The sequence below is a fragment of the Brucella tritici genome, assembly GCF_008932295.1.
GTDB classification, from domain to species: Bacteria; Pseudomonadota; Alphaproteobacteria; order Rhizobiales; family Rhizobiaceae; genus Brucella; species Brucella tritici.
Window position 1 is genome coordinate 29,523 of sequence record NZ_WBWA01000033.1, and the last position, 26,575, is coordinate 56,097.

Here is a 26,575-nt window from a genome sequence, read left to right on the forward strand (position 1 = left end):
AAGACGTGGGCTATTCGTTGCGCTCACAATCAAGCTGGTTCGGGCTCCTTTTGCAGAAAGAAGGCTTTACCAGCTTTGGCAACGGTGTTGCTATGGAACCCTATTTTTTGACCGGAAACTGAAAATTGACGCCTGCGAATATCTGCCACTTCGGTTGGCCATCACCTTGATGCCAAACTGTGTACTGCGGTTCGATAAAGGCATTCATAGTGATGCCTTTATCCAGCTCAAAGACCTTACCAATACCAAAACCAACCGGAATATAACCTTCGTTGTCCTCTAGATTGAAATTCCATGTTGCGGTTGAACGCAGATACCAACCACCCCTCAAATTGTAATTTATGATCGGCTCTACCGTCGCCAAACTGACGTTGTCTCTGTCACTATGACCGGCGAACGACGCCTGATACGTCACAAGACCACCTAATAGGCCCCAGCTTTGTGGAGCAACAACTACTCCTGAAACACCAATTTGCCATTTACCGCTGCCAAGAGCGTCGTCGGTAGCGGTTGGTATGACTAATATCGGGCCGCCACCGAATGTGATGTCGCCGTGTTTGGGGAGGATGAAAATATCCATCAGCGTCAGATCGCCCAATCCCGTTGCGTAACCGTTGGGAAACTCGGGTGCAGTGGCGATGGGCAGCGTATAACGCAATAATTGCGGCAGACCGGCTATTTTAGCGGGCACCAGACCACGCAGGAGAAACTGATTGGACCGACGGTCGGGTAGTCCGTAAATTTCAGGCGCATAGTAGTTATGAAAGTTAACCGTGATCTTTGGCGTCAGGGGGTTATTTGCATCATTGACCGCCTGATGCTCTTGCGCGATGGTGACTTTGCTGATGGCGACCGAAAAAAGCAGAACGAGACCTGTGCGAACAACCAACGACATACAGATTTCCCCTAATTTGACGCCAATCTGTGAGCGAGTATAAATTATCGGAAATGAAGTCCTTTTCAATTGTCTATAGCCCACTTTTCCATAATTCCGGTCGACTCTCACAAAATTATTCGCCTGCTTCGCCCCTGATGACGAAGCAGGCGTTTTGTTTTACTTTGGCGGAGTCACCGCGACGTAGACAACAGTGTGTCCGTTATACTTTGGCTCGAACCAGTTTCCGTTGCAGTCCTTGTAGCTTATGCCGTTGACGACAACATTGGTGCAATCCGGCGGAACATTGGCAATGACCGAACCGATGGCCACGGCTGCTGCGGTGCCAACAATGGCCGCTGCTGCGGGGCCCCAACCGCCATCCCAATAGCCCGGCCAGTATGGACCCGGCGGAGGTGGAGGTGGCGGCGGCACAGGATGTGGTCCTGGTCCCGGATGGGGGGCAGGACCCGGTCCGGGATGTGGTTTCGGCGCTGGATGCGGAGTCGGGTGTGGTGCGGGATGTGGACCAGGTGCAGGGTGATGCGCTGGATGCAGGCTTGGGCCCGTTCTCACATGTGGAACATTGCCGCCGCGAGGACGCGGTATTGATGGATTAAAGCGCGGCGCGAAATGCGCTGGCCCGTTGAAGCCGCCCATCTGGGGACCATGAAAGCCGCCACCGAACCCGTGCATTCCGCCACCGCCCAAATTCATACGCGGCATACGTCCGCCAAAGCCACCACGAGCCTCGGCAATCTGGGGGGCAATCATCGCCGTGGCGAATAAAATTCCTATCGTGACGCGAAAGAGTTTCATTGCTGGTTCCCCTCTTCCAGGAAGCGGAGCTTCTGCGCATCAGCCGGCGGGGCGAATTCGAAAGCGCTCGCCTGAATATCGGGTGCTTCGTTCCAATCGAGAACGGCGGTCATGCGTGGACGGGTTTGATCGTCACGGTCCACCAGTGAAACCTTGAGAGGCAAGGGTGGGCCGTCCGATGCTATCCAGACTTCAAAGTCCTGATCGCCAGTACGATAAGCCCAATGATCAGTCGGCTTCCCGTTCACCATTGCAATGCCGACATGGAACCCTTCGGCGATTTCGCCGATGGGCGCGTCCGGCGTACCCCAGGCGAACAGATCCGCTAGTGGAAACGTCAGGTGATATTTCTGAGCGGCTTCCTCCAGCGTTTCCTTGATTGTCGCGGGGGCAGGAGCTTGAGCATATGTATTGTTGCTCGGGGAGACATAGGTGAATGTTGTTCCGTTATAGATGAACTCACCCTGCACGACGTCTGTTTTCAGGTCGATGCGCAGCTTGTTCGGCCTTTCCACCTCATAGGAAATCTCGCCACCGATCTCAAGTTTCTGGTCGGTATCCAGAACAGCGTCTACGCTGGTTTGTGAGTTGAGGGAGAACTTCTGCAGCGACTGCAAGTGTTTACCCATATTCTCTAAGGCTTGAATTGAAGCAGGTTCAATCCTGTCGGATGCGGCCTTGCCATCTTGCGCGGCAGATATGGTAATCATGCCGAGTAAAAATAGCCCGCTTGCTGTACATCGGAGAATGCGCCTGTCGATAGGCATTGGAGCCCTCCTTGAATGACTATGGATTGCAAAAGATGACATGGGGGATGAGAGGCTTATTCGAAGGCATACACCTTCTTCCAATCATTCTTCATGTCGACGATAACCCAATTTCTCTCCGGGGCTTCGGTCAATGCCTTGTCCAGTTTTCCGAATGAAGAATGCCGGTCGTAGGCATATTCCCGGTCTCCATCCGTGTGATGGACGATGATGCCGAGGCTGTTTGGAGCACTGGTACCCCACCGCAGCATTTCGTAATCACCATCCGAATTGCCCGCGACGAAAATCGGCCTTTTGCCGATGACCCGATTGATGCCAACCGGTTTACCGGGACCATCATCTATAAAATCGATCTCCGGCAGGCGTTTCAACACGGGCTGGCCGTTCTCGATTGCATATTGTGTCTTGATACTGCTGCCAATGACCTGTTGCGAAGGTATGCCGTAAGCCTTCTCCGTCATGGGGCGCATGAACTCCACACCACCGCCGGACACGATAAATGTCTGGAAGTCGTGAGCACGCAGATAATCGAGCAGCTCGCGCATGGGCAGAAAGGTCATTTCCGCAAAAGGCTTGCCGGTCTTTGGGTGCTTGGCCGTTGCATACCAATCTGTGACGATTTTGTTGAATTCGTCTGTCGTCATACCGGCATGGGTAACCATGCCAAGTTCGACAACACCCTTCTCACCACTTTTTGCGATGCCAGCCAGATCACCGGCCAGGATGGACTTGAACGGTTCTGTTGTCTTCCACTCTGGATGAGAGGGTGCCAAAGCTTTGACACGGTCAAGCGTGAAGGCCAACTGGAAGTAATAGGGTTGTTCGGTCCAAAGCGTGCCGTCATTATCGAACACAGCGATCCGGTCCGCAGGCGCAACATAATCCTTGCTTCCCTCTTTTGTCACTTTATCGACAAAATCGACAATCTGCTGTCTGGATTTGACATCATTCCAGAAGGCGAGGTCCGCAGCGAATGCTACGGGAGTAGAAAATAACAAGAGCAGAATGGTCAGTGCCGTGGAACAAAAACGCATGCAGTCTTCTCCCGTAATTATTTAGCGTTTCACGCAACGAAAACCCACGTGGCTTGTCGATGTATCTTCCGGTTGAGCATGCCGCGCTGCCGGACGATAACGGCGGCAGTGGTCCGGAGTGCACAGATGCGACCCACCTTTGAGCACCCGCCTTGCTATACGGATATCGGGCTGGTTGGTGTCAAAACTCGATATGGCTTCTCCTCCGTGTGGGTTGTGCGGGATGCAGCACGGACTTGGAGCAGGTTCGGGATGTTTGGAAGTCCAGTAGTCATTGGTCCATTCCCATACATTGCCGATCATGTCATAGATGCCATAACCGTTGGCGGGGAACGACCGCACGGGAGATGTTCTTTCACGGCCCTTTGGCTTCGTGCTTTTTATGGGAAATACGCCTTGCCAGGTATTGGCCATGGCAACACCGCCCGGCATGAGTTCGTCGCCCCACGCATATTCAAGATTTTCATGGCCGCCTTTAGCCGCGAACTCGAACTCGGCTTCGGTCGGCAGATCAAGGCCTGCCCATTGCGCATAGGCAAGCGCATCGCAGTGCGCCACATGCACGACTGGATGATCGAGCTTGCCGCGCAAATCGCTAAGCCCACCCAATGGCTTACGCCAGTTGGCGCCGAACTTGAATTTCCACCATTGACTGATATCGTGGCCTTCCACCCTTTTGGGCTGGGTGAAGACAAGAGATCCTGCACGCAGCATTTCAGGGAGGGCGCCCGGATAGTCCTTTGGATCCGGGGCTCTTTCGGCAAACGTGATATAGCCCGTTTCTTCGACGAAGCGTGAAAATTGCCGGTTGGTGACAGGTGTCGTGCTGATCCAGAACCCGTCCACCTTCACGGGATGGCGCGGCGCTTCTTCGGGATAGTGATCATCCGACCCCATCATAAACGTGCCGCCTGGTATCCAGGCCATTTCGTCTGAAACCTGCTCGGAATAACGTTTGCTCGAAGCGTTCATACCCATCGTCATCCTCCGCGAAATTGTAGAAAGCTTGCCTTTGTGTCGCTCCAGCGGGAAGTACGTTACGGTAAATCGGCGGATAGGTCAGGGGTTCAGTTCCAAAAGCGCGGGCGGTTTTGGGGCGCGTTTATGAGAAAGGCGGCTCCTAACGCCGTGAGCAAGAACGTGCCGGTCGATATCCGCGCAGTGGCCCTTTCCGTATAACTGCCGCTGGAGAGTTTCGACCTGTGCGACAAGCGCCCCGTCGTTCGCGGCTGCGGCCCAATCATGGATGGAAGAATAACCAAGACGTCGCGACCAGACTTGCAGCGCAGCATTGATTTGGGCGTCATCGCCTGTTTTGATAATGCGCAGGGTCTGCCGCTTCAGATGATGAAACGAATTCCGGCGTTGCTCATTCCATTCGTGCAGAATCCTCGAGAGCTGCACTCTATATCGCAGAACAAGGGCCAGAACGATTGCGAGCAGAAGCACGGGTAACGCTAACCTCCAAAGGAGCTGCCAACTTGCCAAGCTACTGCTGGCTGGCTCAGCGAGCGGAGCAGATTTTGTTGTGCCTGCGGCAACCGTTACGGTTGCTTCCGGTAAAGTGGCGGTCTCAATCTGCTGTGATTGGACGTCAAACCAGTGATACGAAATTGCGGGTAGGGAGAAGGTTCCGGCCTTGGAAGCGGTATAAACGATTGTTTCGATGCGACGGCTTGCAGTTTGTCGTCCGACAGAAACGTTATCTGCGACTGTCGCCGGTTTGACATACTGGTCCAGCCCTTGTGGTGTTCCAACATCGACGGGCGGAATGGTGATCGCCACCGTATCCGTTGCGGTAATGATCAGTGTTCTGACCAGCGCGTCTCCCGTTTGCAACTTGTCCGGTGGCCTGTCGAAATTTTGCGATAGCTCCAGAGAACCGGCAGCAAATTCAGTTTGGCCATCCTGTTGAGCTGCATCGACGGTGAAAGACACTGGAGCACTGGTCACGGTTGTTTGCTTGCGATTTCCGTCCTCCAGATAGCCAAATGAAATCTGGATTGACGGAATATTATAGCTGCCACTGACCTGCGGTATGATGGAATAGCGCTTTTGAATGCCGCTGAATTGAACGCCGTTTATGGTGTCCGTAACGTTCTGGGACCGTTCGTCAGGCAGCGTTACGAGGGCGTGCGGGAGTGCGAACAGCGGAAATTGTGGGGGTGAGATGAAGAACCCTGGAGCAAGCACATTCAACACGAGATGGACTTGCTGACCCGGCACGAGAGTGCCGGCTTCTTCGATCTTTGCACGTATGATAGGTTCCTGCGCCAAGGCGTCGCTGACGACTAACTTGGCTGTCAAAAGCAGGGTGAAAGCGACGAGGCGAAACAGAATGCTCATTTGACGCCGCCTTCCGCTTCGATTGAGAAACGGCGCGCCAACATAGCTGCCGGGCTGACGGCTATATTCTTGATCCACATTTGAGATGTCGTTTCCGAAGCGGCAATTTCAACATCTTTGCCTTCCTTGCCCTTGTCATCAAACTGTACACTGTCCGGCTTTAAATCCGGATCTTCATCTTGATCCTGTTCTTCTTTCTGCTGCGCTTGCAAAAGGCGTTTCGCCGTCGCAAGGTTGGCCTGAATGTCCTCCGATTCAGGCTTCGCCTTTAGCGCCTTCTCGTAGGCTGTGACAGCCTCCTCGAACTTCTTCAAGTGCATGAGGGCATTGCCTTGATTGTACCAGCTGTCGGGACTGTCGATGATGGCAAACGCATTGATGGCTTCCTGATATTTCCCGGCACGATATTCAGCGACACCGCGCCACATGGGATCGCGAAAAAGTCCAGCGGCTTTCGAAAAGTCGCCGTTCCTGACGGCGATTTGTCCCCGTTGATCCGGGGTCAGCCACATATCTTCGAATGAACCGGCGCTTGCTGAATCGTTACCAATCAGATGAAAAGCAACGACAACGCTCCCCAATCGAACCACCCAGCCGCGCCTGAATGTAAATGCAAATAGCAGCATGGCGGGGATGAGAAACCACCATCCGCCGTCGCGCCATCGACTTTCCTTATCCGATTGCTGTTGGGCAAAATTTCCCTTTATCTGTTCGGTGATCCAGCGAATATCTGCATCATCGTCGGTGACTGTTGTGACTGCAATCGAGTTTGAGGCGCGCAGTTGCGCAAGGCTTTCGGTATCGAGCCTGGTAACAAGGCGTGTGCCACCGTCCGAAGACAGAAAGCCGCCGTCGCCGGTTTTGATCGGACCGCCATTTTCTGTGCCAATGACCAGTACCACGACGCCGTTATCCAGCTCATTATCCAGTGTTTTGATCGCTGAGGATTCCACCCCGTCCGTCAGAAACAGTATCGTGCCGGATGAACCATCTTCTTTCAGGAGATCGGAGGCAAGAGCCAGGGCTGCGCCCGTATCTTTGCCCGGACGTGGCATGATACCGGTGGAAAGGGCGTCGGTATATGATTCAATCAGATCGGCGTCATCCGTGAGCGGCAGAACCAGATGAGCCGTTCCCGCATAAGCGATCACGGCTGTTCTGGCGCCAGCTCTGCTTGCCAGAATGTCATGAATTTTAAGTTTGGCTCGCTCGAGGCGACTGGGGCTGATGTCGATCGCATCCATTGTCTGTGAAAGATCAACTGCGATTACAAGTGATGCCGTGTCGTGCACGAAAGGCGGCGTTTCCTTATCCCAACTTGGACCGGCGATTGCGAGGATCATGACGACCATAACAAGCGCGAGCAGTGTTGCAGGTTGAAACCTTCGTCTGGTGTCTCCTTCGATGACCAACCGTTCGAGCAGATGTGGAGCGATCATATTTTTCCACTTCTGTTTCACGTTTGAGGATCGAGCGGCGAGCCAAACCATGATCAGTGGCAATACCAGTAAGATCAGCCAGGCTGGGCGCAGGAAGTGAAAAACGGAGATCATGCTGCAGCTCTCCGCGCCATTCGTGCTTGTGCAACACTAAGACAAAGAGAAAATATCAATACCATGAGCGATAGCGCCGCCGGATACTGGAATAGTTCCCGTCGCGGCCGCCATGCCAACTCCTTCTGTTCCTGTGGTGTTATCCGGTCCAGCATATCGTAAATGGCGGCGAGACTGGCCTGATCCTGACCGAAGGAGTAACGGCCGTTCGTTTGTGCAGCGATTGACTGCAGTGTGTTTGTATCGACTTTATCCTCGCCGGTCGCGTCCGGGTCACCGATGGCGACGGTGTGAATAACGATATGGTCATCTTTTGCTATTTCTGCAGCTTTCAGCGGCGGCATCTTGCTGGCCGTATCGTTGCCATCGGATAGCAGGATAAGCACCTTTTCTGGCACATTCGACTTTTCGAACATGCGAATGGCAAGACCGATAGAGTCGCCCATCGCTGTTCTGGGACCGGCTTCACCGGGCACAAGCGAACCGATCATTGTACGGATCAAATCGTGGCCCATGGTGAACGGGGCCAGCGGATAGGGGGCGTCGCCAAAGGCTATCAAACCCAACCTGTCGTTCGCGCGTCTGGAAACAAAGTCCGCAACCACCGTTTTGACAGCATCAATGCGCGTGTCCAATGTCCCGCCTGGCGTCGCAAAATCACGCGTGTCCATCGATTGTGAAAGATCAAGCGCCAGCAGGATGTCGCGCTGCGATATGGATTTGACAATCGGCGGCTCGATCAGTTGCGGTCTCGCCAAAGCCAACACAAGCAGACACCAGGCCAGCATGTCGAGAACAATCTGCCACCAGCTCCGCTGCGGAACGACCGAGCCTTCCGTTGGTTCTACGCCTGCCGCTCGCGCTACATCTTTGAAGAAGGGGAGCCGGATTGAAGCGGTTGAGACGCGATGGGTCGGCAAGAGCCACCACAAAAGCAGCGGCAGCGGCAACAAAAGCAGAAACCACGAATGATCGAGTTCATACATGATGCCTCTCGATCCACAGCCGGGCCTGAGTGACGATGACAGGCAGGTCGCTAACTTGCTGGTTGGGTTCATATTCCCGGCTCGTCAGAAGTGCTTTCAGGTCGGTTCCGAGCGGCTCCGGGCTGTGGCGCTCAAGGAAACCTACCCATTGGCTGCCCGAAAGTGTTGCGACGTCAGTACGAGGCCAGGCAGATAGTGCCGTACGTTTCATGAGTTCGGCAATTTCTATCGCCGGGGACCGTCCTGTGGGTGTGCTGTTGGAAATGCTCTCGAGAGCGTGGAGTGCTTCGCGCCGGTAGGCATTGCGCCGATAGCGGATCACCCACCGGACGGTGAGGATGGCAATCCCCAACAGCAGAAAGGCGGCCAGTAATCCCCATCCCCAGGTCTGTGGCAGCCATGAGACTGGCGGAGGAACAGCAATATCGTGAAGTGACCGCAGAGCAGTCTCTGTCGTTTGATCCACTATCGTCTCCTTTGACGCCACATGGACTTTTCAAGCAGGTTGCGCAACTGCGGTGTAGTTTCTTCTGCCGCGGAGATAGGCAGCATGGGGAGCCCAAGCTCGCGTTGCCAGGAGCGAAATTCGCGCCCGCGATTGCGCGCGAAACTGTCGATGGAATTGCGCATCGACCCTTTGCCAAAGGTTAGTTCAGCCTGCGTGGTGCCTCCGCTGACGACCAGATCGCCGCTCGTCGGCAAGTCGAGCAGGAAAGGATCGTAAACCAGCAGACAGATCACGTCATTGCGGCTTGATATCTGCAGCAGATAGTCGCGGGTTGCATCGTCATGTCCATCGAAGTCGCTGACGACGATCACGAGATAGTCGTGATAGGCAATGGCGCTGACACGGTACAGAACGTCATTCAACATCGAGGGCGCGGGTTCTGGGGCGTAACTGGCGTTCAGCGCGGCGTTCTTCTCCGCAATCTGACTGGCCAGTCCGATGACCGCGTTACGGCTGCGCTGCGGTTTGATCTGCGACGTGTCTGCGTCGCCGAATACGATGCCGCCGACCCGGTCACCCGAACCCAGAATACGCCACGCACAGAGCATTGCACATTCTGCTGCTGTGACGGATTTCATCGAGCGCCTGCTGCCGAAGAACATATTGATACGCTGATCGACGATCACGAGCGCAGGGCGTTCCTTCTCTTCGCTATAAACCCGCACCACGGGCTTCATCGTGCGCGCCGTGACCCGCCAGTCGATGGAACGGATATCGTCGCCGGGCAGATATTCCCGCAATTCTTCGAAGGACAGACCACGACCACGGACTGCCGAGCGCATTCGCCCCGCAAGCTGGCGATGGCTGGGAGATTTTTGAACGAAGCTGAGATCACGCGCTTGAGCCTCAAGTGCGACGAGCGCAGAGGTGTCTACGTAAACGCCGGTCTCAACGCTCGCGCCAGCCTTCATGACACGGCCACCAGTTCGGTGATCCGGTCGATGATCTGGTCTGGCGTTGTGTTGGACGCATGTGCTTCATAGGACAAAAGCAGCCGGTGTCGAAAGACGTCGTGCACAATCGCTTTCACATCATCCGGGGTGACAAAGTCCCGACCTTTCAGCCAGGCATAGGCGCGGGACATGCGATCAAGGCCGATCACACCGCGCGGACTGACGCCAACCTGTAAAAGCTTCGCGAGATCGGCATTGTATCGATCTGGATAACGTGTCGCGAAGACGAGCGCGACCATGTATTTTTCCACAGGCTCCGATACGGTTATAGTTCCGATCTCCTTGCGTGCATCAAAGATGCTCTGCGTGGACAGGCGCGTTGCCCTTTCTTTTGATGCGGCCTTGCTATGAGCTTCCTGTTCCTCGTTGCGGTTGAGGCGCATAATCGCGGCTTCGGACTCTTCATTGGGATAGTCAACCCGGATATGAAGTAGAAAGCGATCGAGCTGTGCTTCGGGCAGAGGATAGGTGCCTTCCTGCTCAATCGGGTTTTGCGTGGCCATCACCATGAATAGGTCTGGCAAAGGATAGCTTTTCCCGCCGACCGTTACCTGCCGTTCCTCCATCGCTTCCAGCAAAGCGGATTGCACCTTGGCGGGCGCACGGTTGATCTCATCGGCAAGAATGAGATTGGCGAAGATTGGCCCCTGCTGAAACTGAAACGCGCTCTTTGTACCGTCTGAGATATAGATCTCAGAGCCGGTGACATCCGCTGGTAGCAGATCGGGCGTGAACTGTATGCGGGAAAGTTCCGATTCGAGGTTATTTGCCAGACTTTTGATTGCGCGGGTCTTGGCGAGACCCGGAAGCCCCTCGACTAGTATATGGCCGTTTGAAATGACCCCCAGCAAAAGGCGTTCGACCATTTGCTCCTGCCCGATGACGGATTGCCCAACCCGTTCGCCGAGTTTCAGAATATCGTCGCGTGCAGTCATGCTTAGCTCCTGTCAACGAGGAAACGGCACGCGCTGATGCGCGTGCCGTTGTGTCGAATGTCAGTTCGCTTTAGCTTTCGCAGCGTTCTCTTTGATCTTCGCTTCGACATCGCGAGAAATCTGATCAATCGAGAAGCTGGCCTGTTCCTGACTTGGCGGATATTCGATGAAACTCTGCAGGAATTCGGCTGCGTGCATGGTGATCTGAGCCATTTTGAAGTCGTTTCTCACCAGCCAGTCAAAATACTGATCGGAAACGATATCGGCGCGTTCATACGGGTCCATGCGCAAATGATAGAGCTTGGGGACACGCAACGGCGTGAATGGCTGCTGCCAGACATCGAAGCCGCCGCGATACTGCATTTCTGCAAACACGGCTTTCCAATCGCCTAGTCGATAAGCAACGAGCACACCATCATCGTTGAAATATGGGAAGTCGTTGCGTGCGCTCTTCGGTTCCTGACCGGTGAGGTAAGGCAGCTGGTTATAACCGTCCAGGTGCACCTTGAATTGCTTGCCACCAACACTCGTCCCTTTCAGGAGGCGGTCCTTGATCTCGTTATCGCCAGCGGCGGCCAGCAAGGTCGGGAACCAGTCCATACCGGAGAACATGTCGTTCGAGACCTGTCCTGACTTGATATGGCCAGGCCACCGGACCATTGCCGGTACGCGGAAGGCGCCTTCGAAGTTGGAATCCTTTTCATTCCGGAAAGGCGAATTCGCAGCATCCGGCCACGTAAAGCGGTTCGGTCCATTATCGGTCGTGTAAACGACAATGGTATTATCTGCGATGCCGAGATCATCCAGTGTCTTCAGCAGCTTGCCAACGTCGTTATCATGCTCGATCATGCCGTCGGCGTAATAATTGCCGGTCATGCCGCTCTGTCCAATCATTGAAGGACGGACATGGGTGAACAGATGCATGCGCGTCGTGTTCATCCAGGTGAAGAATGGCTTCTTCTGGTCGACCTGACGCTTGATGAAGTCGATTGCAGCATCCGTTGTTTCATCATCGATGGTTTCCATGCGTTTCTTGGTGAGAGCGCCTGTATCCTCGATTTTCCCGTCGGCGCTTGCCTTAAGCACACCGCGCGGCGAATTCATTTTAGTGAAGGCTACATCGTCCTTCGGCCAGTTTGGATTCTCAGGTTCTTCTTCGGCATTCAAATGATACAGATTGCCGTAGAATTCATCGAACCCGTGATTGGTTGGCAGATACTCATCCCGGTCGCCCAGGTGGTTTTTACCGAACTGACCGGTTGCATATCCAAGCGGCTTCAGCGCCTGTGCAATCGTAACGTCTCGAGCTTGCAGGCCAACAGTGGCGCCCGGGACGCCCACTTTCGACAGACCTGTTCGCTTTGGCGTCTGACCGGTGATGAAGGACGAACGGCCAGCAGTACAGCTGTTTTCCGCGTAATAGTCCGTGAACATCAGCCCTTCCTGTGCGATCCGGTCGATGTTCGGCGTGCGATATCCCATCACACCAAACGAATAGGCGCTGATGTTGGTCTGGCCAATATCGTCACCGAAGATGACGAGGATGTTCGGCTTCGCCGCGGGTTCTGCGGGTGCATTTTGCTGCGCATAAGCGGGTGTCACGACCGTCGCAGAAGTCACTGTCATGACCAAAGCAGCGGTCGCTGAAAGTAGTCTGCGGATGACAGGCGTCTTCATAGCGGCCTCCTCAAGATGGATTTATTCAACATTCCGTGCTCCTGTTCACGAGGCAAATTGGGATGTCGTCGATGCTCATATCGGTGGCAACTTTGGGAGGCTCGAACAAATCCGGGGTAAGCGTAAGTACGTTACAGTAAACATGCCCGGTGATCGGCATTTACGTTAAATCCGACCGACAGGCGCCCGTCGCCAGGCATCGCAAAACTGGCGCAGCGCCGGCGATATTTACCGTAACGTACTGCCGTCTGCCCAACTTGGTGTCATTCTCCGCAATGAAAATCCGTTGAGGGAGAACCGTGGCACGTGACTCAGGATGATGCAGTCCGCCGTAACTTTAGTTCTGCGTCGAGAAGCGGACTTAGTAAACTCATGTTAAAGCTGCCATCTGTTCGTTCGGAGCTTAAGCAATTTTCTGGCGATCCGCTGATTGGTCTTTTCGAGGCTTATGACGAAGCTAGTAACATGCTGGAGAAATTGCGGCGGGATGAAGTGGAAGTCACTCCCATTTCCTTGGAATATGAGGCAATATGCGAGGAAATAGAGGAGGAGGTATTACAATACTGCTTATCACATCGGTAATTTCGTCCCGAAATGGAACATTATTCTTTAACCGTCATAAATATTGACAATACCCATGTGGAGCATATTTTATACTCTCGAACAGCTAATTTATTCTCATGTCGGATCCGCGAGAGGTGGTATGGCACGGAATAGTAATGCGTTTGATGGCCGAGAAATCTCAGATGAGGAAGTTAAGTCTGCTCTGGCTGAGCTGATTGCGGACAAGCGTTTTCGTGCGACTGATCGGGGCAAAGCCATACTCAATTACATCGCAGGTCTCCATTTTGCGGGCTGTGACGACGGGGTAAAAGGATATTCAATAGCGATAGATGTCCTGGGGCGGCCAGATAGTTTCGATCCTTCCATCGATCCGATTGTGCGCATAGAAGTCAGCCGTTTGCGTGCTGCTCTGGTGCAATATTATGAGGCTTTCGGCAGAGAAAAGCCAATTGAGTTAGAGCTGCCAAAAGGCAAGTATGCACTGGCATTCCATCGCCGTGTAATTGCTAAGATGAAGGCGCCGGACTCTCTTTTGCTGCAGAATCCGATTCCGCCTCCGTCAATGCCGCCCGTAACATTAAAGTATCGTCTCAAATATCTCGATCTGGCTATTGCCAGTTTCGCATTGCTGATCTCTTTAGCACTCGTCTATTTTCTCTCCAATCGCTCTACTGACACGGTCAAGCCGATGGTTGCAATTGATTTCAGCGCTGAGAACCCTGCTTTTGATGACGAGGCTGAAAAAGTTCGCGATTCATTGCTGATTGCACTTGGCGATTTTAACACACTGGCACTTCGTTCCAATGATAGCGGGTCATTGTTTCCCAGATGCGGTTCCCCGCATATACGGTACGCATGCGGTATAGGGTTGAAGGCCAGACCAGAAGCATCTGGTGGCAGGTAAATGACGCGATCAAGAACGTTATTGTGAGTTCAGGCCTCGAAGAGGTATCTGGATCGGGGCGGTCTGGAGAGCAGATACGGGCAGCTCTGTCGTCCTCGTTGTCACAAAAGCTGGCAGCTTCAAATGGTGTCATAAACACCCGGTTAGCCGCAGATGTGGACAGCCGGTTCATCGGTAATGCATGTGTCTTGAAAGCAGAGATATCTCTGGCGAGAGGACAGGCGCAGCCTGACGGCCAAAACTGTCTTGAACAGACGCTGAGGTACGATCCGCGACAGACAGATGCAATGGCTGCTCTTTCCCGTGTTCTTGTAAACTCCAGCGGACCAATCGTCACTAAAGATGTCCTCAATCGCAGTCTGGAACTTGCACAGAATGCTGTCTCTATCGCGCCATGGTCAGATCGAGCTGAGTTTGCCTTGATGGACGCCAGTTTTCGTAAAGGCAGGATTGGAGATGCGCTAGAGGCTGGTAAGCGCGCTGCGGCTCTCAATCCCAATAATCTGGAGATCAAGGCGACCTTGGCTCTGGTCCTGTTTGCCAATCAAAACTGGGATCAAGCCATTGCCTTGATTAACGAAAGTGAACAGCAGAAGCGCAACATGGCTTTGAAAGCGCACACAGTCCTCGCACTCGATGCTGCCCGGCGGGGTGACTGGCATGATGTATTGTCCTTTGCCAATCAATTGCCCCCGCAGAATGATCTCGCGGTCGGATTTCGCCTGGCGGCGCTCGTTCAACTGAAACCGACTGAAGCCACTGCAGAATTGAAAGATGTGATGCAGTCCAATCCCGGCCTGCATCAAGCAGTCGGTAACGAGCTGGAAGGAATGCGCGTTCCACCCATGGTCGCGAATGTCATCATGGATCAAATCCAGATTGGACAGACGCGGGCAGAGTGGCCCAAATCGACCGTACAGAATTGATTATATAGTAAGTTCAGACGGTTGGGTGATCGTCGTGTCGAGCTGTTATTTTTAAAGTCGAAGTGCGAAATCCTTCTTCGGTGGGGATTTACCGTAACGTACTCATTAGACATTGCGCGAAAAGCGAAAAGAAACGAGTATCAAGAAAACAAGTATTCATAGATTCGAAAGAATACTGGGCAGTTTGCTCGTGGTCGAGGGGATGTCATGGGTCGAATTTCGCTGTATATGTTGGCACTGGGGTCACTTGCAGGATCGTTGCTTGTTCCGTCTGTTGCAATGAGTGCGGAAGGAGGAGCGGGTTTCTACCTTTTGGGATCGAAGGGTCCTGCAGCGGGTATAACGCCTCCTCCCGGCGTCTATTTTCAAAACGACTTTTATTATTATCGTGGGGATCTTGGCGGAAGCAAAAGTCTTCCGACAGGCGGCAAGCTGGCCGTCGGTGTGACGGGTACAGCAGCCATCGATATTCCGACCGTGCTGTGGGTTTTGCCGGAAACTATTGCCGGAGGCTCTCTCGGTTTGGGCGCATCGTTGCCATTTGGCTGGAAGAAGACCGAAGCCGATGTCGTTTTGAATGGTCCGCGCTTCGGCGAGGTTTCGAGGGGCGTTCGGGATACGGTCTTTACCATGGGCGACCCGATTGTTAGCGGATTTCTCGGCTGGCAGGCCGGTAATTTTCATTATCAGGTCGGCACTATGGTCAATGTGCCTATTGGCGACTATAAGGATGGTGAGATTTCCAATATCGCGTTTCACCATTGGGGCGCAGACATATATGCCGCCGGAACCTGGCTGGATCCCGCAATCGGCTGGGATATCTCTGGTGTGGTCGGTATGACATTCAATGCGGAAAATCCAGCTACCGACTATAGAACCGGCAATGAGTTCCATTTTGAATGGGCAGCCGTAAAGCACATCAATGCCAAGTTCGATGCGGGTTTGGTTGGCTATTACTATCAGCAGCTTTCCGGCGATAGTGGAGATGGGGCCGCGGCCCCGTTCAAGGGCCGTGTGGCTGCCATTGGTGCGACAGCGGGCTGGAATTTTGAGTTGGGCGAAACGCCGCTTTCTGCCCGCGTTAAGTATTTTCACGAATTCGCGGCGGAAAACCGGGCTGAAGGCGACGCAGTTATTCTGACATTGTCAATGCCTCTTTCTATGAGCAAACCGGTGGCTTCGGCAGACTAGGACCTATGGGGCAGATGTGTGTCCGCTGACAAGACAGCATACACATGACAGTTTCCAATATCGCTTGATGAGGGAGAAACGCATGAATATCGGATCAGGTAAGATGGCCGGATTGGCGGTCGTGATTGGAACGATATTTACCGTCTCTGTACACTCCCCAGCGCAGGCAGATAATGACAAGCTCAGTGGCTTTCCGGCCATGGTTCTGAGTGGTGAGACGGCTACGGCCACGGTTGTTCAATTCAGCGTTCCTTTTGATAATCTGATCAGCCTGGCTGACAAGGATGTATCGCTCGGGAAAACTTCCCTAGAGGAAATTCAGTCGGTGGCGGGCGGTACTGTTCATAGCCATACCGTGTCATCGGTTGAGACCGCTTGGCTTTGTTACGAGATAAAGGGCGATAATTTGCCCCGACGGATCTGGTTCATATCGGACGGTTTGAACAAGAGGAAGGACCAGGGTGCCGTTCTTAATCTGATCTCGGCAGAATTCGCGACAGATAAGGCTGTAAAATGTGATCAGCCGCGTATTGATCTGACCAGTCTCAAACTACCCATTCCGGCTCTCAAGGATGACAAACGCGCTCTGGAGGAACGGTTGGGCAAGGTGAAGGCCAAGCAATTTGCACGCTATGCAAATGAGCGAAAAGTTTCAGGAGCGACAGTAGAACAATCGCTAGTCTACCGCCTTGATGGAGACCGGATCACCGGCGTAGCGTTCTCCCAAGCGACGGCAAAATAACGCTCTGAGCGTATCGCATAATGAGGTCCCAGCCAGACATCAATGTAGAGACTGCACATATGCGAATTTGCCTGATTGATATATTTTTCGCGATCAAGGCACGGTGCACGAGCCCGGCCACTTATCGCAGGCGCTATGATCTCGGTTCTGACGACGGGGGGCATCGCTCGCTCAATCCGCAAATGATGATGTTGACGAGCTTGCGCGTAAGGTCTCCAACCCAGCCTCGTTTATGATCAGTGTTCCAGTTCACTCGGATCTGGTTTTCGGTCGCGGAAGTGGGGAAGGTGCGGGGCTTTCCGCTCGATATCGAGCCGGTAATTCCAATGCGGTTCAATGACCGCTGGAATGTCATCTCCCCTACGGATATTCCGTTGGTTTACACCAACCCGCTTGGCGAGTTGGGCAGTCGTTTTGGGCTGGGCGACATCACATAGACTTTCTCCCTCACCCCGGCAGTTCACGCACCCCTGATCTGGGCAGTTGGTCCAAAGTTTTCATTTCCGACGACAACAGACGACCTGCTTGGCTCCGGAAAATTTTCTCTCGGAACGTCAGGTTAACTGCTCTATCAGACAAAGTCGATTGCGACCGGTATGTCAGCAAACCGTATCTGCTCCGTGCTGGTAGCAGGTCGGACGTGAACCAGACAGAACTTCGACTGTTTATCACGTGGCATATCGGAAAGGGAAGGACCATATCGACTAGTTCAAGGCGCAGAGGGCGCCGACGCCGAAGCGCTATGGGCGGTTCCGAATATTTTTTTGATGCTCTTTCTGCCGATCTCGCCGATGCACAACCCTTACCTGGTGAGCAAGCCGCTATGCATAAGTTAAGGCCGTCGTTGAAGCAGTTGGGAAGGCAGTGTCGCAAAATTTTCAGCAGATTAAATGCGGCCTTATCTCCGGTCGCACTTATGCTGCGAGTTCCGCAAAGACCTGGGAGGGTGATCGATTGTCGTTTGCAAATTGGTTCTTGCGGATCATATGCGCGACTTCGATGCCCGCGATTGTTGCTGCTGCGCTGTGAAATGCTTCGAAACCCATCATCGGTTTTGTGATCCGCTTAATGAAACGATGGTCCTGCTCAAGGATATTGTTGACAGCCTGAGCCCCAGCCAAATTGGCTCCGCTTTCATCAAGGACGAGCTTGTGTGGAACGCCATTGCTTACGATAGCCATTTTAAAGAAACGCCGTGCAGAACCGAAAGGTCGGCGCTCCGAGAGCATAAACTCAAGCGTTTGTCCGTCACGATCAACCGCCCTATACTGATAGCTCCATTTTCCTTTGATCTTTATATAGGTCTCGTCAACACGCCATGAGCCGAGTGTCGGCCGTTTACGTCTCTGTGCCTGAGCTGCAATCTGCGGTGAGTATCGAACAACCCACCGGTTCAATGTCGCATGATCAATCTCTATGCCGCGTTCAGCCATTATTTCCTGGAGATCTCGATAGGAAACTGAATAGCGGACATAGAAGAAAACAGCATAAAGGATGACACTTTTGGGGAAATGGGTCCCTTTGAAATCAACCGTCATCCGCTATCTCCTCGATTAGCTACATAAACCAAGCGTCACATACCTCAGCAGAAGTGAAAAATTTGCGACAAAGCCGATTTTGGCTCCATTGCTGCCGTTCAAGCCGCGAAGAATTCATTCCTGACTAGTAATCAGCACGTAACCCAATGCGGGGGTCAGCGGTCCATTTCCATTCAAGGCGAGGGGCAGCCGCTAAGAATCTTTGCTGGCAACCTGACGACCGAACCGGGCAGCCGATTACCAAGCGGTAACGAAAAGCTTGACAGAATGGTTAAAAGCTTGTTGGATGTTCGAAACGCGGGGGCAACGTTGCCCGTAAATGCGTAGAAAAATAATCTAAGGGGACGTGGTGGCAATGAGGCCCGCAACACATCGTGTTAGCGGGGTTTTTGTCGTTTGTGAGGTGGAATGGGTGAACTGACCTGCAAGATCGGCATATTGATTTCAACTACTGGCGCTTACGCAGCAGTTGGACGTGCGATCTTGAATGGAACCCTGCTGGCATGTGCGCAAATAAATGCCGATGATGATCTGGGGATCACTCTGGAGCCCGTGCATTATAATCCCGGTGGCGATCTGGAAGAATACTCGGTCGCGACCAAAAAGATGATCGATGCCGGAATTCGTCATATAGTCGGTTGCTATACATCGTCCAGCCGAAAAGAAGTCATTCCTCTTTTTGAAAAATATGATGCCCAGCTTTGGCATCCATCCCATTATGAAGGCTTCGAAAGCTCCCCAAACGTGATCTATACGGGGGCCTCGCCGAACCATCATATGTCACCATTGATGGATTATCTTTTAACCCGATATGGTCGCAAAGCCTTCTGCGTTGGTTCGAATTATATCTGGGGCTGGGAAAGCATTCGCGTCCTGCGCGAATATATCCATGTGCGCAAGGGGCGTGTTCTGGCTGAGCGCTATCTCGGCGTTGGAGAGACGGACTTTTGCAAGATCATCGAAACCATCTTCGAAGAGCAGCCTGATTTTATATTCAATGCTTTGATCGGCGATTCTTCATACGCCTTTTTCGAGCAGTTTCGACAGGCATGTGAGGCACGCGGCATCAATCAGACGGAACGTTTTCCAATCGCAAGTTGCAATCTTTCCGAACCCGATCTTACCGAAATAATACCCGAATGCAGAAATGGACACATCAGTTCGTCCGTCTATTTCTCAACCCTGAGCAATCCCGAAAACTGCCGCTTCGTGGCCGAATATAACCAGGCTTTCCCCGATGGTCCGCCGCCTGCTGCAGAAGGCGAGGCTGCCTATATCGCCACACTAATGCTTGGAAGAGCCATTTCTGCGGCTAAGACGATCGATCCCATGCTGGTTAGAAACGCTGTTGCCGGAATGCAGTTACAGGCGCCTCAAGGACTGGTCACTATAGACCCCGACACCTATCATGCCTATCTGACACCACGAATTGGACGATCGACCCGAGAGGCCGAATTTGAGGTACTCATCGAGGCACCAGAACCTGTGCGGCCTGATCCCTATCTCGTATCGGCCGATAGCCTCGCTGTAACTTCCATTGGTCAGGCTAGTTTGAGGGTTGTACAATGAGCAGCCGCTTCATACAGAATTTCAATAACCGCCGAGGGATCATAGTTTCACGTGATTTCAGAGCAATCAGTGCCTTGGATTCAACCTTACCTAAACTTGGTCTGAGTGTCTCTTATGTACCTCTAAAAGCGGACAATGCTGAACTCTTGGAACCGGAACTTAAAGCTGATCGTGACGTCCTGTTTGTGGATGGTGATCTAGATAGCCCGCTTTCGCTTCCTGTCAGTCTCGTTAGCGGCCTGGCTTGTGTACCGATCATCGGCCTGGTTGGTGTTGAAGCGCCCAGTCGTTTGAAGGGGCTTGTGCTGTCGGGTGCGACTGCCTTTCTGCGCAAACCCGTTTACGGATCAATCGTTTATTCCGCAATTGTTCTTGGCATTAACTCCTACCAACAGAGGCAGCAGATGGAGACAACGATCGCTCTTCATGAAATGCGCCGGTTGCAACGAAGGAGTCTTATCAAGGCAATTGTCGAGATTATGCATCGACACAATGTTTGTGACGACGAGGCCTACAACCTTCTTCGCAAGGAAAGCATGAAATCGCGAATGAATGTTGAAACATACGCAGAATACTTCATCAGCGAGCTGATGAAGGTGGACGACCGCGAAACAGAAACCACTCAAAGGTCAACGATCGCGAACTAACCTCCGAGGAGAATAGAGAATGTCAATAATCAAGAAAACCGCAGCTTTTGCGGTAACGGGAACGCTTGCGCTTCTTTCTGGTGCAGCACTTGCTCAGGAGCCGATTAAAATCGGTGTTCTGGAAGACCAATCTGGCGAATTTGTCGTGCCTGTCATTGGCAAGGTCCATGCGATCCAGCTTGCGACCGAAGAGATCAATGCCAAAGGCGGCATTGCAGGACGCCCGATTGAACTGGTGATCTATGACACCCAGTCGGACAACACACGTTTTCAGGAGTTTACGCGTCGCGCACTGCAACGCGATAAGGTTGATGTGATTTTTGCAGGTTTTTCCTCGGCTTCCCGCGAGGCCTATCGGCCGATCGTGCGCCAGTTTGATGGCTTTGCCTTTTATAACAATCAGTATGAAGGCGGTGTCTGCGATGCCAACATGGTGATTACGGGTGCTGTACCGGAACAGCAGTTCTCGACCCTTATTCCGTGGATGATGGAAACCTACGGGAAGAAGGTTTACACCATCGCCGCTGATTACAATTTCGGCCAGATTTCTGCTGAATGGGTCCGCAATATCGTCAAGGAGAATGGTGGCGAGATGGTGGGTGAAGAGTTCATCCCGCTCGGTGTGTCGCAATTCTCACAGACCATTCAGAATATCCAGACGGCCAAGCCCGATGTGGTTGTGACTTTGCTGGTTGGAACAGCGCAGGCCTCCTATTATGAACAGGCCGCATCTGCCAATCTGAAACTGCCGATGGCTTCATCGGTCAATGTCGGACAGGGTTATGAGCACAAGCGTTTTACGCCGCCCAGCCTTGCCAACATGCACGTGACGACAAACTATATCGAAGAAGTTGATACGCCTGCCAGCAAGGAATTCATCGAACGCTTCCACGCCAAGTTTCCTAATGAACCTTATATCAATCAGGAAGCTGCCAATTCCTATATTGCAGTCAATCTCTATAAGCAGATGGTTGAACGTGCTGGTGGATCAACCAAGCGGGATGACTTGCGCAAGGTAATCGCTGAAGGTGACGTCTGCTTTGATGGCCCGTCGGGAAAAACCTGTCTTGATCCCAAGAGCCAGCATATGTCACACACCATCTATCTTGCTAAAGTGGGTGATGACCACAGTGTTTCTTTCCCGAAAGTCTGGAACGACGTGAAGCCTTATTGGCTGGGCGAAGCGGGTTGCGATCTGACAAAAAGCAATCCGGGCGAACAGTACACACCCTCTAATCCGCCTTCGAAGCAGTAAAGTCTGATCCGGCACGCACCAGGTGCGTGCCGGCCGACCAAACGTCTCCCGATTAAGGATTTTTATGATGGAGCTATTGGGTTCTCTCTTCGCTGCCTTTTATCAATTTGGCGATGCTTTTGCTTTTCTCGTTCTCTCGGCATGCGGACTGGCAATCATTTTCGGAATGATGGGGGTCATCAATCTCGCGCATGGTGAATTTATCATGTGCGGTGCTTATGTGACCGTGATGGCCACAAAGGCCGGCTTACCACTCCCATTGGCGATAATCGCGGGCGCCTCGGTGGCCGGTCTCATCGGCATGTTGCTTGAGCGGCTTGTGATCCGCCATCTCTATGGCCGCCCGCTGGATACAATCGTGGCGACATGGGGCATCAGTCTGATCGCGACACAGGGAACGCTCATTCTTCTGGGGTCAACGATGCAGGGTATCGGTACTCCATTGGGGTCATTCACTCTGGGTTCTCTGTCCTTCTCCATTTATCGCATGGTCTTGATGCTGGCAGCATTGGCGATTCTCGCAGGCCTCTACCTCCTCTTCAACAAGACGCGTTTCGGCATTCTTGCACGTGCGACCATTCAGGTCCCCGACATGGCTAAAACGCTCGGTGTGAACACGAACTATATCTATGCGTTGACTTTTGGCCTTGGCGCCGGCCTGGCAGGACTTGCCGGCGGACTTTATGCTCCAACCATGACCCTGGTGCCGACAATGGGTTCGAGCTTCATCGTGGAGTCATTCGTGACCGTTGTTGTGGGTGGCGCGGATGTCTTTCTGGGCACTGCACCGGCTGCGGCCATTCTCGCGGTCGTCAAGGCAAGTCTTACGTCCATGTATGGTCAGCTGTTCGGCCAGATTGGACTGCTTGTGGCCGTCATCATCGTTATTCGTGTGCTGCCAAATGGCCTTTCAGGGCTTTTCATCAAAGGAAAAGGTTAATGGCAATCAAGCTATTCGGGCATTTCGAAGGCCCGCAAACCAAGGGAAAAGGCCCCGTTTTCTGGAGTGGCTTCTTTGCCGTTGTCCTGCTCGCGATCATCTATCCGATGTTTTCCGACGGATACACAATTGGAAATAACGTCTACTTTCTGATTTGGACATTCATGGCCATGGGACTCAGTGTCATCTGGGGCTATGGCGGCGCTTTATCGTTTGGTCAAACAGCATTCTTCGGAGTTGCGGGCTATGCCTATGGAGTGCTCACAATCAACATCGGGGATGCCTACGGCCTTACACTTGTCGCGTTGGTCTTGGCAATTCTCCTGTCTGGTCTGTTCGCAGCAATCATTGGCTATTTTCTGTTCTATGGGCGGATAACCGGTGTCTTTCTGGGCATCGTCACCCTTTCGGTAACGCTGGTACTCGAACGCTTCATGGCGCAGACGGCGGGTCCGGAATGGGCGATAGGAAAGGCACGCCTTAACGGCTTCAACGGCATGAGCGGTATGCCACCAATTACCATTCCGTGGCTTGGTGACAGTATTGCCCTATATCCCGATATTGGGCTCTATTATGTCGTTCTTGGCCTCGTCTTGATCGTCTATCTGGGATTGCGGATACTGTTGAACTCGCCATTTGGCAATGTTCTCGTTGCCATTCGCGAAAACCCGCAAAGAGCCGAGATGCTCGGCTATGATGTCCGCCTCTATCAGTGGGGCGCCTTTATCATAGGTTCGATGCTGGCCGGTCTTTCGGGCATTCTTTACACAGCATGGGGGCAGTATATCACACCATCAAGCATGAGCATTACGGCCGCCGCACTCCCGATTGTTTGGGTTGCAGTTGGTGGGCGTAGCGACATCACAGCGACGCTGATTGGAACAATTCTGGTGCTCGCAGGGTTTCAGGCACTCACTATTTATGGCGCTCAATACGCACTGATTGTAATGGGTGCTCTGCTTGTGTTCACAGTGCTCCTTGCGCCGCAAGGTATTGTGCTGGGGCTGGCTAATCTGGTGGGACGTGTTCTGTTCTTCAAACAGAAGAGGTCAGCGTCATGAATATTCTTGAAACACGCAACCTGTATAAGCGCTTTGGTGGTCTGCATGTCACCAATGATGTCAACCTTCAGCTCAAGAAGGGAGAGATTCATTGTTTGATCGGGCCAAATGGGGCGGGGAAAAGTACCCTCTTCCGGCTTATTCTCGGTGAGTATCTGCCGAGCGAAGGTGACATCCTTTATAAAGGCGATACAATTACGCGACTGAAATCGTTTGATCGGATCGATCGTGGCATCAGTGTAAAGTTTCAGGTGCCGGGAATATTCAAGGAACTGAGTGTCTACCAGAACCTCGAAATAGCCGTTCAGAGAAAGCGTCGCGGTTCGGACCTCAAACGCGAAATCGATCGTCTTTTAGACTTCCTCAAGCTTGAGGATTCCACCACAAAACTTGCCGGTAATCTTAGCCATGGCCAGAAGCAATGGTTGGAGATCGGTATGGCGATCAGCCTCGAACCGGAATTGTTGCTGCTTGATGAGCCGACAGCAGGCATGACACCGGATGAAACATTTGCCACCGGCGAAATGGTTCACCAATTGAACGCGCAGGGAGTGACTGTGCTGGCAGTTGAGCATGACATGGCATTTGTCCGGCAAATCGCACAGCAGGTTACTGTTCTGCATTTTGGTAAAATTTTTGCACAGGGCTCAATCGAGGACATCATCAAGGATGACCGGGTCGCCGCAATCTATCTGGGGCAAGCCGATGCATAAGGAAATTCTACTTCAAACGCGCGGATTGTGGGCAGGATATGGTGGAAAGCCCGTGCTCCAAGGTGTCGACATTGATGTGCACAAAGGCGAAGTCGTAGCCGTCATCGGTCGTAATGGCGTGGGTAAATCGACGCTTATGAAGTCGCTTATCGGGCTTTTGCCAGCTGACCGTGGATCAATAAGTTTCAACGAACAGGAGTTTACGCATTTACCGCCTCACAAGCGGGCGCGGCACGGTATCGGCTATGTTCCGCAGGGACGGGACGTATTCCCTCGGATGAGCGTTGAAGAAAATCTGGCTGTTGGAGAATCTATAACGCCCGGTGCTAGCAAAGAACTTTACGACGAAATTTATGCCCGTTTTCCAGTTCTCGCAGAAAGACGGCATCAACGCGCTGGAACGATGTCGGGCGGGCAGCAGCAGCAATTGGCAATTGGGCGTGTTTTGATAGGACGCCCGTCTCTTATCCTGCTTGACGAGCCGTCGGAAGGAATTCAACCGAACATCGTGATGGATATCGCGAAGCTATCAGTCGAACTCAATCAGAAAACTGGAGTGTCTATCATTCTCGTTGAGCAGAATATCGATATGATCCGCGCCATGGCCCAGCGCTGCTACGTCATGGACAAGGGACGTATCGTGGCAACTCTCACAGCCGAGATGTTGGAAGATCGCGATACGGTGCGCAGATATCTGGCTGTCTGACGAAGGTAGATGCCACTCTTTGAGTTACCCCCAATATTTGTCTGTTTCGGGCCGGGAATTGCTCGAGAACTTGCCAAAACAAAATTTAATAGAGGAGACCTGTATGTCCTGGTTTAATGAATCCATCATGGCCCGCAAAGGCGTAGCAAAAGGTGTTGCTGGAAAATCTCACCACATCAGTGAGGAAGTACAGGGAAAGTACCAGTATGTTTATGGAGCTTTTGTTGAACCTGTATTGCATGTAGAGGCGGGCGCGATCATTTCCGCAGAGACACATGATGCCTTTGAGGGAAAAATTCGTAAAGAGACCGACAAACCTTCGGAGATTTTGAATTTTCCATTTCTCAACCCTCAGAATGGCCCAATCTATGTCGAGGGTGCCGAAAAAGGCGATACTCTGGCGGTTTATATCAAGGAAATTCTCCCACGCGGTGAACAACCGTCCGGCACGACTGTGATCATGCCAGAATTTGGCGGCCTCGTGCCAACTGCTGATACCGCGATGCTGAACCCAACATTGCCGGAAGTGGTCAAGAAGTTACACATAGATGCTGAGAAAGGCGTCAAGTGGAATGATCGTATTACCCTGCCATATGAACCGTTCATCGGTACAATCGGCACGGCACCGGAAATCGAAGCAATCAGTGCCCTCGTGCCGGACTATTATGGTGGCAATATGGATTTGCCTGATGTTGCACCGGGCGCAGTCATCTACCTGCCCGTGCAAACCAAGGGCGCCTATCTATTTCTCGGTGATTGTCATGCTGCGCAAGGTGATGGCGAACTTTGTGGTGTGGCCGTTGAACACCCGACGGTGACGACCATTCAGGTCGATCTGATCAAGAACTGGACTATTCTGACGCCGCGTCTGGAAAATGAAAAATTCTATATGACGGTTGGTTCTTCCCGCCCGATGGAAGATGCGGCTCGACAGGCGTACAGGGAGTTGATCCGCTGGATGGCCACGGATTTTGGTTTCGATGAAATCGATGCCTATATGCTTTTGACCCAGTCTGGACGCGTACGCCTTGGTAATATGGTGGATCCAAAATACACACTTGGGGCTTCCATTTTGAAGTCGATATCCGGCATTGCAAAATAGCATCATGCTACGGTGGCGCAGTATAAGACGCCACCACAACTCTCCGAATATAATCAATGTTTGGTTGTCCCAGCCCGGAGCCTTCTAAGCGGTATGACGACAAAATTAGAGCCACGTGTCTTTCTGACCAGCCTTTTTGATGCCGCTGTCGCGGCTGCCGATCCTGAACTTGTGATCCGCGCCAATCTTCCGGCCAAGCCGAAGGGACGCACGATTGTCATCGGTGCGGGTAAGGGATCGGCGCAGATGGCGGCGGCTTTCGAGC

General features: G+C 52.7%; 28 protein-coding genes. 15 read left to right on the forward strand and 13 right to left on the reverse strand.

Going from position 1 to position 26,575, the window contains the following annotated elements:
• Window positions 1-100: 100 nt before the first annotated feature.
• From F9K91_RS22705 to F9K91_RS22760, 12 genes are all read right to left on the reverse strand, one after another.
• Window positions 101-895: a hypothetical protein gene (locus F9K91_RS22705; RefSeq protein WP_151678784.1), complete on the reverse strand. Its 795-nt coding sequence runs from the start codon at window positions 893-895 to the stop codon at window positions 101-103.
• 159 nt (window positions 896-1,054) lie between these two features.
• Complete coding sequence (locus tag F9K91_RS22710; RefSeq protein WP_151678785.1) at window positions 1,055-1,693, reverse strand: hypothetical protein; 639 nt, start codon at window positions 1,691-1,693, stop codon at window positions 1,055-1,057.
• Window positions 1,690-2,460, reverse strand: a complete 771-nt coding sequence (locus F9K91_RS22715; RefSeq protein ID WP_412842199.1) for a DUF2092 domain-containing protein — start codon at window positions 2,458-2,460, stop codon at window positions 1,690-1,692. The genes F9K91_RS22710 and F9K91_RS22715 overlap by 4 nt, the downstream gene beginning before the upstream one ends.
• A 56-nt stretch (window positions 2,461-2,516) precedes the next feature.
• Entirely contained in the window at window positions 2,517-3,494 is a 978-nt protein-coding gene (locus F9K91_RS22720) for an HAD family hydrolase (RefSeq protein WP_151678786.1), read from the reverse strand.
• Window positions 3,495-3,515: 21 nt separating this feature from the next.
• Window positions 3,516-4,472: a formylglycine-generating enzyme family protein gene (locus tag F9K91_RS22725; protein WP_151678787.1), complete on the reverse strand. Its 957-nt coding sequence runs from the start codon at window positions 4,470-4,472 to the stop codon at window positions 3,516-3,518.
• Window positions 4,473-4,553: 81 nt separating this feature from the next.
• Window positions 4,554-5,840, reverse strand: coding sequence for a BatD family protein (locus F9K91_RS22730; RefSeq protein ID WP_151678788.1), 1,287 nt, complete (start codon window positions 5,838-5,840; stop codon window positions 4,554-4,556).
• Window positions 5,837-7,393, reverse strand: a complete 1,557-nt coding sequence (locus F9K91_RS22735; RefSeq protein WP_151678789.1) for a VWA domain-containing protein — start codon at window positions 7,391-7,393, stop codon at window positions 5,837-5,839. The genes F9K91_RS22730 and F9K91_RS22735 overlap by 4 nt, the downstream gene beginning before the upstream one ends.
• Window positions 7,390-8,379 carry a VWA domain-containing protein gene (locus F9K91_RS22740; protein ID WP_151678790.1) on the reverse strand — a complete coding sequence of 330 codons (990 nt, stop codon included), beginning with the start codon at window positions 8,377-8,379 and terminating at the stop codon, window positions 7,390-7,392. Before F9K91_RS22740 ends, F9K91_RS22735 begins: the two co-directional genes overlap by 4 nt.
• A complete protein-coding gene (locus tag F9K91_RS22745; RefSeq protein ID WP_235913391.1) occupies window positions 8,372-8,845 on the reverse strand; it encodes a DUF4381 domain-containing protein in 474 nt (157 codons plus the stop codon). Before F9K91_RS22745 ends, F9K91_RS22740 begins: the two co-directional genes overlap by 8 nt.
• The gene (locus F9K91_RS22750; RefSeq protein ID WP_151678792.1) at window positions 8,845-9,798 is read right to left on the reverse strand and encodes a DUF58 domain-containing protein; all 954 of its coding nucleotides are present in this window, start codon (window positions 9,796-9,798) and stop codon (window positions 8,845-8,847) included. Before F9K91_RS22750 ends, F9K91_RS22745 begins: the two co-directional genes overlap by 1 nt.
• Window positions 9,795-10,775, reverse strand: coding sequence for an AAA family ATPase (locus tag F9K91_RS22755; RefSeq protein WP_151678793.1), 981 nt, complete (start codon window positions 10,773-10,775; stop codon window positions 9,795-9,797). The genes F9K91_RS22750 and F9K91_RS22755 overlap by 4 nt, the downstream gene beginning before the upstream one ends.
• 60 nt (window positions 10,776-10,835) lie before the next feature.
• Window positions 10,836-12,452 carry an arylsulfatase gene (locus F9K91_RS22760; protein WP_151678794.1) on the reverse strand — a complete coding sequence of 539 codons (1,617 nt, stop codon included), beginning with the start codon at window positions 12,450-12,452 and terminating at the stop codon, window positions 10,836-10,838.
• A 306-nt stretch (window positions 12,453-12,758) separates the two neighbouring features.
• Between F9K91_RS22760 and F9K91_RS22765 the strand changes: the two genes are divergently transcribed.
• The 6 genes from F9K91_RS22765 to F9K91_RS26085 all read left to right on the forward strand — a co-directional run bounded on the left by F9K91_RS22765 (window position 12,759) and on the right by F9K91_RS26085 (window position 17,216).
• Window positions 12,759-13,034 (forward strand): hypothetical protein, encoded by a 276-nt coding sequence (locus tag F9K91_RS22765; RefSeq protein WP_151678795.1) that lies wholly within the window; start codon window positions 12,759-12,761, stop codon window positions 13,032-13,034.
• 121 nt (window positions 13,035-13,155) lie between these two features.
• The gene (locus F9K91_RS22770; RefSeq protein ID WP_151678796.1) at window positions 13,156-13,920 is read left to right on the forward strand and encodes a hypothetical protein; all 765 of its coding nucleotides are present in this window, start codon (window positions 13,156-13,158) and stop codon (window positions 13,918-13,920) included.
• A 23-nt stretch (window positions 13,921-13,943) separates the two neighbouring features.
• Window positions 13,944-14,846 carry a tetratricopeptide repeat protein gene (locus tag F9K91_RS22775; RefSeq protein ID WP_167522261.1) on the forward strand — a complete coding sequence of 301 codons (903 nt, stop codon included), beginning with the start codon at window positions 13,944-13,946 and terminating at the stop codon, window positions 14,844-14,846.
• 207 nt (window positions 14,847-15,053) lie between these two features.
• Window positions 15,054-16,037 carry a SphA family protein gene (locus F9K91_RS22780; protein ID WP_151678798.1) on the forward strand — a complete coding sequence of 328 codons (984 nt, stop codon included), beginning with the start codon at window positions 15,054-15,056 and terminating at the stop codon, window positions 16,035-16,037.
• Between the two features lie 82 nt (window positions 16,038-16,119).
• Window positions 16,120-16,779 (forward strand): hypothetical protein, encoded by a 660-nt coding sequence (locus F9K91_RS22785; protein WP_151678799.1) that lies wholly within the window; start codon window positions 16,120-16,122, stop codon window positions 16,777-16,779.
• A gap of 287 nt (window positions 16,780-17,066) precedes the next feature.
• Entirely contained in the window at window positions 17,067-17,216 is a 150-nt protein-coding gene (locus tag F9K91_RS26085; protein WP_167522262.1) for a hypothetical protein, read from the forward strand.
• A gap of 477 nt (window positions 17,217-17,693) precedes the next feature.
• Here F9K91_RS26085 and F9K91_RS22790 read toward each other — a convergent pair whose 3' ends face one another.
• Complete coding sequence (locus tag F9K91_RS22790) at window positions 17,694-18,317, reverse strand: IS6 family transposase (RefSeq protein WP_151678800.1); 624 nt, start codon at window positions 18,315-18,317, stop codon at window positions 17,694-17,696.
• Window positions 18,318-18,725: 408 nt separating this feature from the next.
• Between F9K91_RS22790 and F9K91_RS22795 the strand changes: the two genes are divergently transcribed.
• The 9 genes from F9K91_RS22795 to F9K91_RS22835 all read left to right on the forward strand — a co-directional run.
• Window positions 18,726-19,886 carry a transporter substrate-binding domain-containing protein gene (locus F9K91_RS22795; protein WP_151678801.1) on the forward strand — a complete coding sequence of 387 codons (1,161 nt, stop codon included), beginning with the start codon at window positions 18,726-18,728 and terminating at the stop codon, window positions 19,884-19,886.
• Window positions 19,883-20,533: an ANTAR domain-containing response regulator gene (locus F9K91_RS22800; RefSeq protein WP_151678802.1), complete on the forward strand. Its 651-nt coding sequence runs from the start codon at window positions 19,883-19,885 to the stop codon at window positions 20,531-20,533. The genes F9K91_RS22795 and F9K91_RS22800 overlap by 4 nt, the downstream gene beginning before the upstream one ends.
• A 19-nt stretch (window positions 20,534-20,552) precedes the next feature.
• A complete protein-coding gene (locus F9K91_RS22805; protein ID WP_151678803.1) occupies window positions 20,553-21,788 on the forward strand; it encodes an urea ABC transporter substrate-binding protein in 1,236 nt (411 codons plus the stop codon).
• Between the two features lie 67 nt (window positions 21,789-21,855).
• Complete coding sequence (locus tag F9K91_RS22810) at window positions 21,856-22,728, forward strand: ABC transporter permease subunit (RefSeq protein ID WP_151678813.1); 873 nt, start codon at window positions 21,856-21,858, stop codon at window positions 22,726-22,728.
• Entirely contained in the window at window positions 22,728-23,789 is a 1,062-nt protein-coding gene (locus tag F9K91_RS22815) for an ABC transporter permease subunit (protein ID WP_151678804.1), read from the forward strand. Before F9K91_RS22810 ends, F9K91_RS22815 begins: the two co-directional genes overlap by 1 nt.
• Window positions 23,786-24,502 carry an ABC transporter ATP-binding protein gene (locus F9K91_RS22820; RefSeq protein WP_151678805.1) on the forward strand — a complete coding sequence of 239 codons (717 nt, stop codon included), beginning with the start codon at window positions 23,786-23,788 and terminating at the stop codon, window positions 24,500-24,502. The genes F9K91_RS22815 and F9K91_RS22820 overlap by 4 nt, the downstream gene beginning before the upstream one ends.
• Window positions 24,495-25,208 carry an urea ABC transporter ATP-binding subunit UrtE gene (urtE, locus tag F9K91_RS22825; protein ID WP_151678806.1) on the forward strand — a complete coding sequence of 238 codons (714 nt, stop codon included), beginning with the start codon at window positions 24,495-24,497 and terminating at the stop codon, window positions 25,206-25,208. The genes F9K91_RS22820 and urtE overlap by 8 nt, the downstream gene beginning before the upstream one ends.
• A 103-nt stretch (window positions 25,209-25,311) precedes the next feature.
• Entirely contained in the window at window positions 25,312-26,310 is a 999-nt protein-coding gene (locus tag F9K91_RS22830; protein ID WP_151678807.1) for an acetamidase/formamidase family protein, read from the forward strand.
• A 93-nt stretch (window positions 26,311-26,403) separates the two neighbouring features.
• The coding region (locus F9K91_RS22835) for a DUF4147 domain-containing protein (protein ID WP_151678808.1) at window positions 26,404-26,575 on the forward strand (172 nt) is incomplete at its 3' end.

Bases quoted from the DNA above. Each gene is read 5' to 3' on its own strand.
- F9K91_RS22715 (WP_412842199.1), bottom strand. From the start codon at position 2,460: ATGCCTATCGACAGGCGCATTCTCCGATGTACAGCAAGCGGGCTATTT.
- F9K91_RS22810 (WP_151678813.1), top strand. From the start codon at position 21,856: ATGGAGCTATTGGGTTCTCTCTTCGCTGCCTTTTATCAATTTGGCGAT.
- F9K91_RS22750 (WP_151678792.1), bottom strand. From the start codon at position 9,798: ATGAAGGCTGGCGCGAGCGTTGAGACCGGCGTTTACGTAGACACCTCT.
- F9K91_RS22720 (WP_151678786.1), bottom strand. From the start codon at position 3,494: ATGCGTTTTTGTTCCACGGCACTGACCATTCTGCTCTTGTTATTTTCT.
- urtE (WP_151678806.1), top strand. From the start codon at position 24,495: ATGCATAAGGAAATTCTACTTCAAACGCGCGGATTGTGGGCAGGATAT.
- F9K91_RS22740 (WP_151678790.1), bottom strand. From the start codon at position 8,379: ATGTATGAACTCGATCATTCGTGGTTTCTGCTTTTGTTGCCGCTGCCG.
- F9K91_RS22805 (WP_151678803.1), top strand. From the start codon at position 20,553: ATGTCAATAATCAAGAAAACCGCAGCTTTTGCGGTAACGGGAACGCTT.
- F9K91_RS22770 (WP_151678796.1), top strand. From the start codon at position 13,156: ATGGCACGGAATAGTAATGCGTTTGATGGCCGAGAAATCTCAGATGAG.
- F9K91_RS22820 (WP_151678805.1), top strand. From the start codon at position 23,786: ATGAATATTCTTGAAACACGCAACCTGTATAAGCGCTTTGGTGGTCTG.
- F9K91_RS22710 (WP_151678785.1), bottom strand. From the start codon at position 1,693: ATGAAACTCTTTCGCGTCACGATAGGAATTTTATTCGCCACGGCGATG.
- F9K91_RS22790 (WP_151678800.1), bottom strand. From the start codon at position 18,317: ATGACGGTTGATTTCAAAGGGACCCATTTCCCCAAAAGTGTCATCCTT.
- F9K91_RS22735 (WP_151678789.1), bottom strand. From the start codon at position 7,393: ATGATCTCCGTTTTTCACTTCCTGCGCCCAGCCTGGCTGATCTTACTG.
- F9K91_RS22815 (WP_151678804.1), top strand. From the start codon at position 22,728: ATGGCAATCAAGCTATTCGGGCATTTCGAAGGCCCGCAAACCAAGGGA.
- F9K91_RS22800 (WP_151678802.1), top strand. From the start codon at position 19,883: ATGAGCAGCCGCTTCATACAGAATTTCAATAACCGCCGAGGGATCATA.
- F9K91_RS22780 (WP_151678798.1), top strand. From the start codon at position 15,054: ATGGGTCGAATTTCGCTGTATATGTTGGCACTGGGGTCACTTGCAGGA.
- F9K91_RS22755 (WP_151678793.1), bottom strand. From the start codon at position 10,775: ATGACTGCACGCGACGATATTCTGAAACTCGGCGAACGGGTTGGGCAA.
- F9K91_RS22795 (WP_151678801.1), top strand. From the start codon at position 18,726: ATGGGTGAACTGACCTGCAAGATCGGCATATTGATTTCAACTACTGGC.
- F9K91_RS22725 (WP_151678787.1), bottom strand. From the start codon at position 4,472: ATGGGTATGAACGCTTCGAGCAAACGTTATTCCGAGCAGGTTTCAGAC.
- F9K91_RS22830 (WP_151678807.1), top strand. From the start codon at position 25,312: ATGTCCTGGTTTAATGAATCCATCATGGCCCGCAAAGGCGTAGCAAAA.
- F9K91_RS22760 (WP_151678794.1), bottom strand. From the start codon at position 12,452: ATGAAGACGCCTGTCATCCGCAGACTACTTTCAGCGACCGCTGCTTTG.
- F9K91_RS22730 (WP_151678788.1), bottom strand. From the start codon at position 5,840: ATGAGCATTCTGTTTCGCCTCGTCGCTTTCACCCTGCTTTTGACAGCC.
- F9K91_RS22785 (WP_151678799.1), top strand. From the start codon at position 16,120: ATGAATATCGGATCAGGTAAGATGGCCGGATTGGCGGTCGTGATTGGA.
- F9K91_RS22705 (WP_151678784.1), bottom strand. From the start codon at position 895: ATGTCGTTGGTTGTTCGCACAGGTCTCGTTCTGCTTTTTTCGGTCGCC.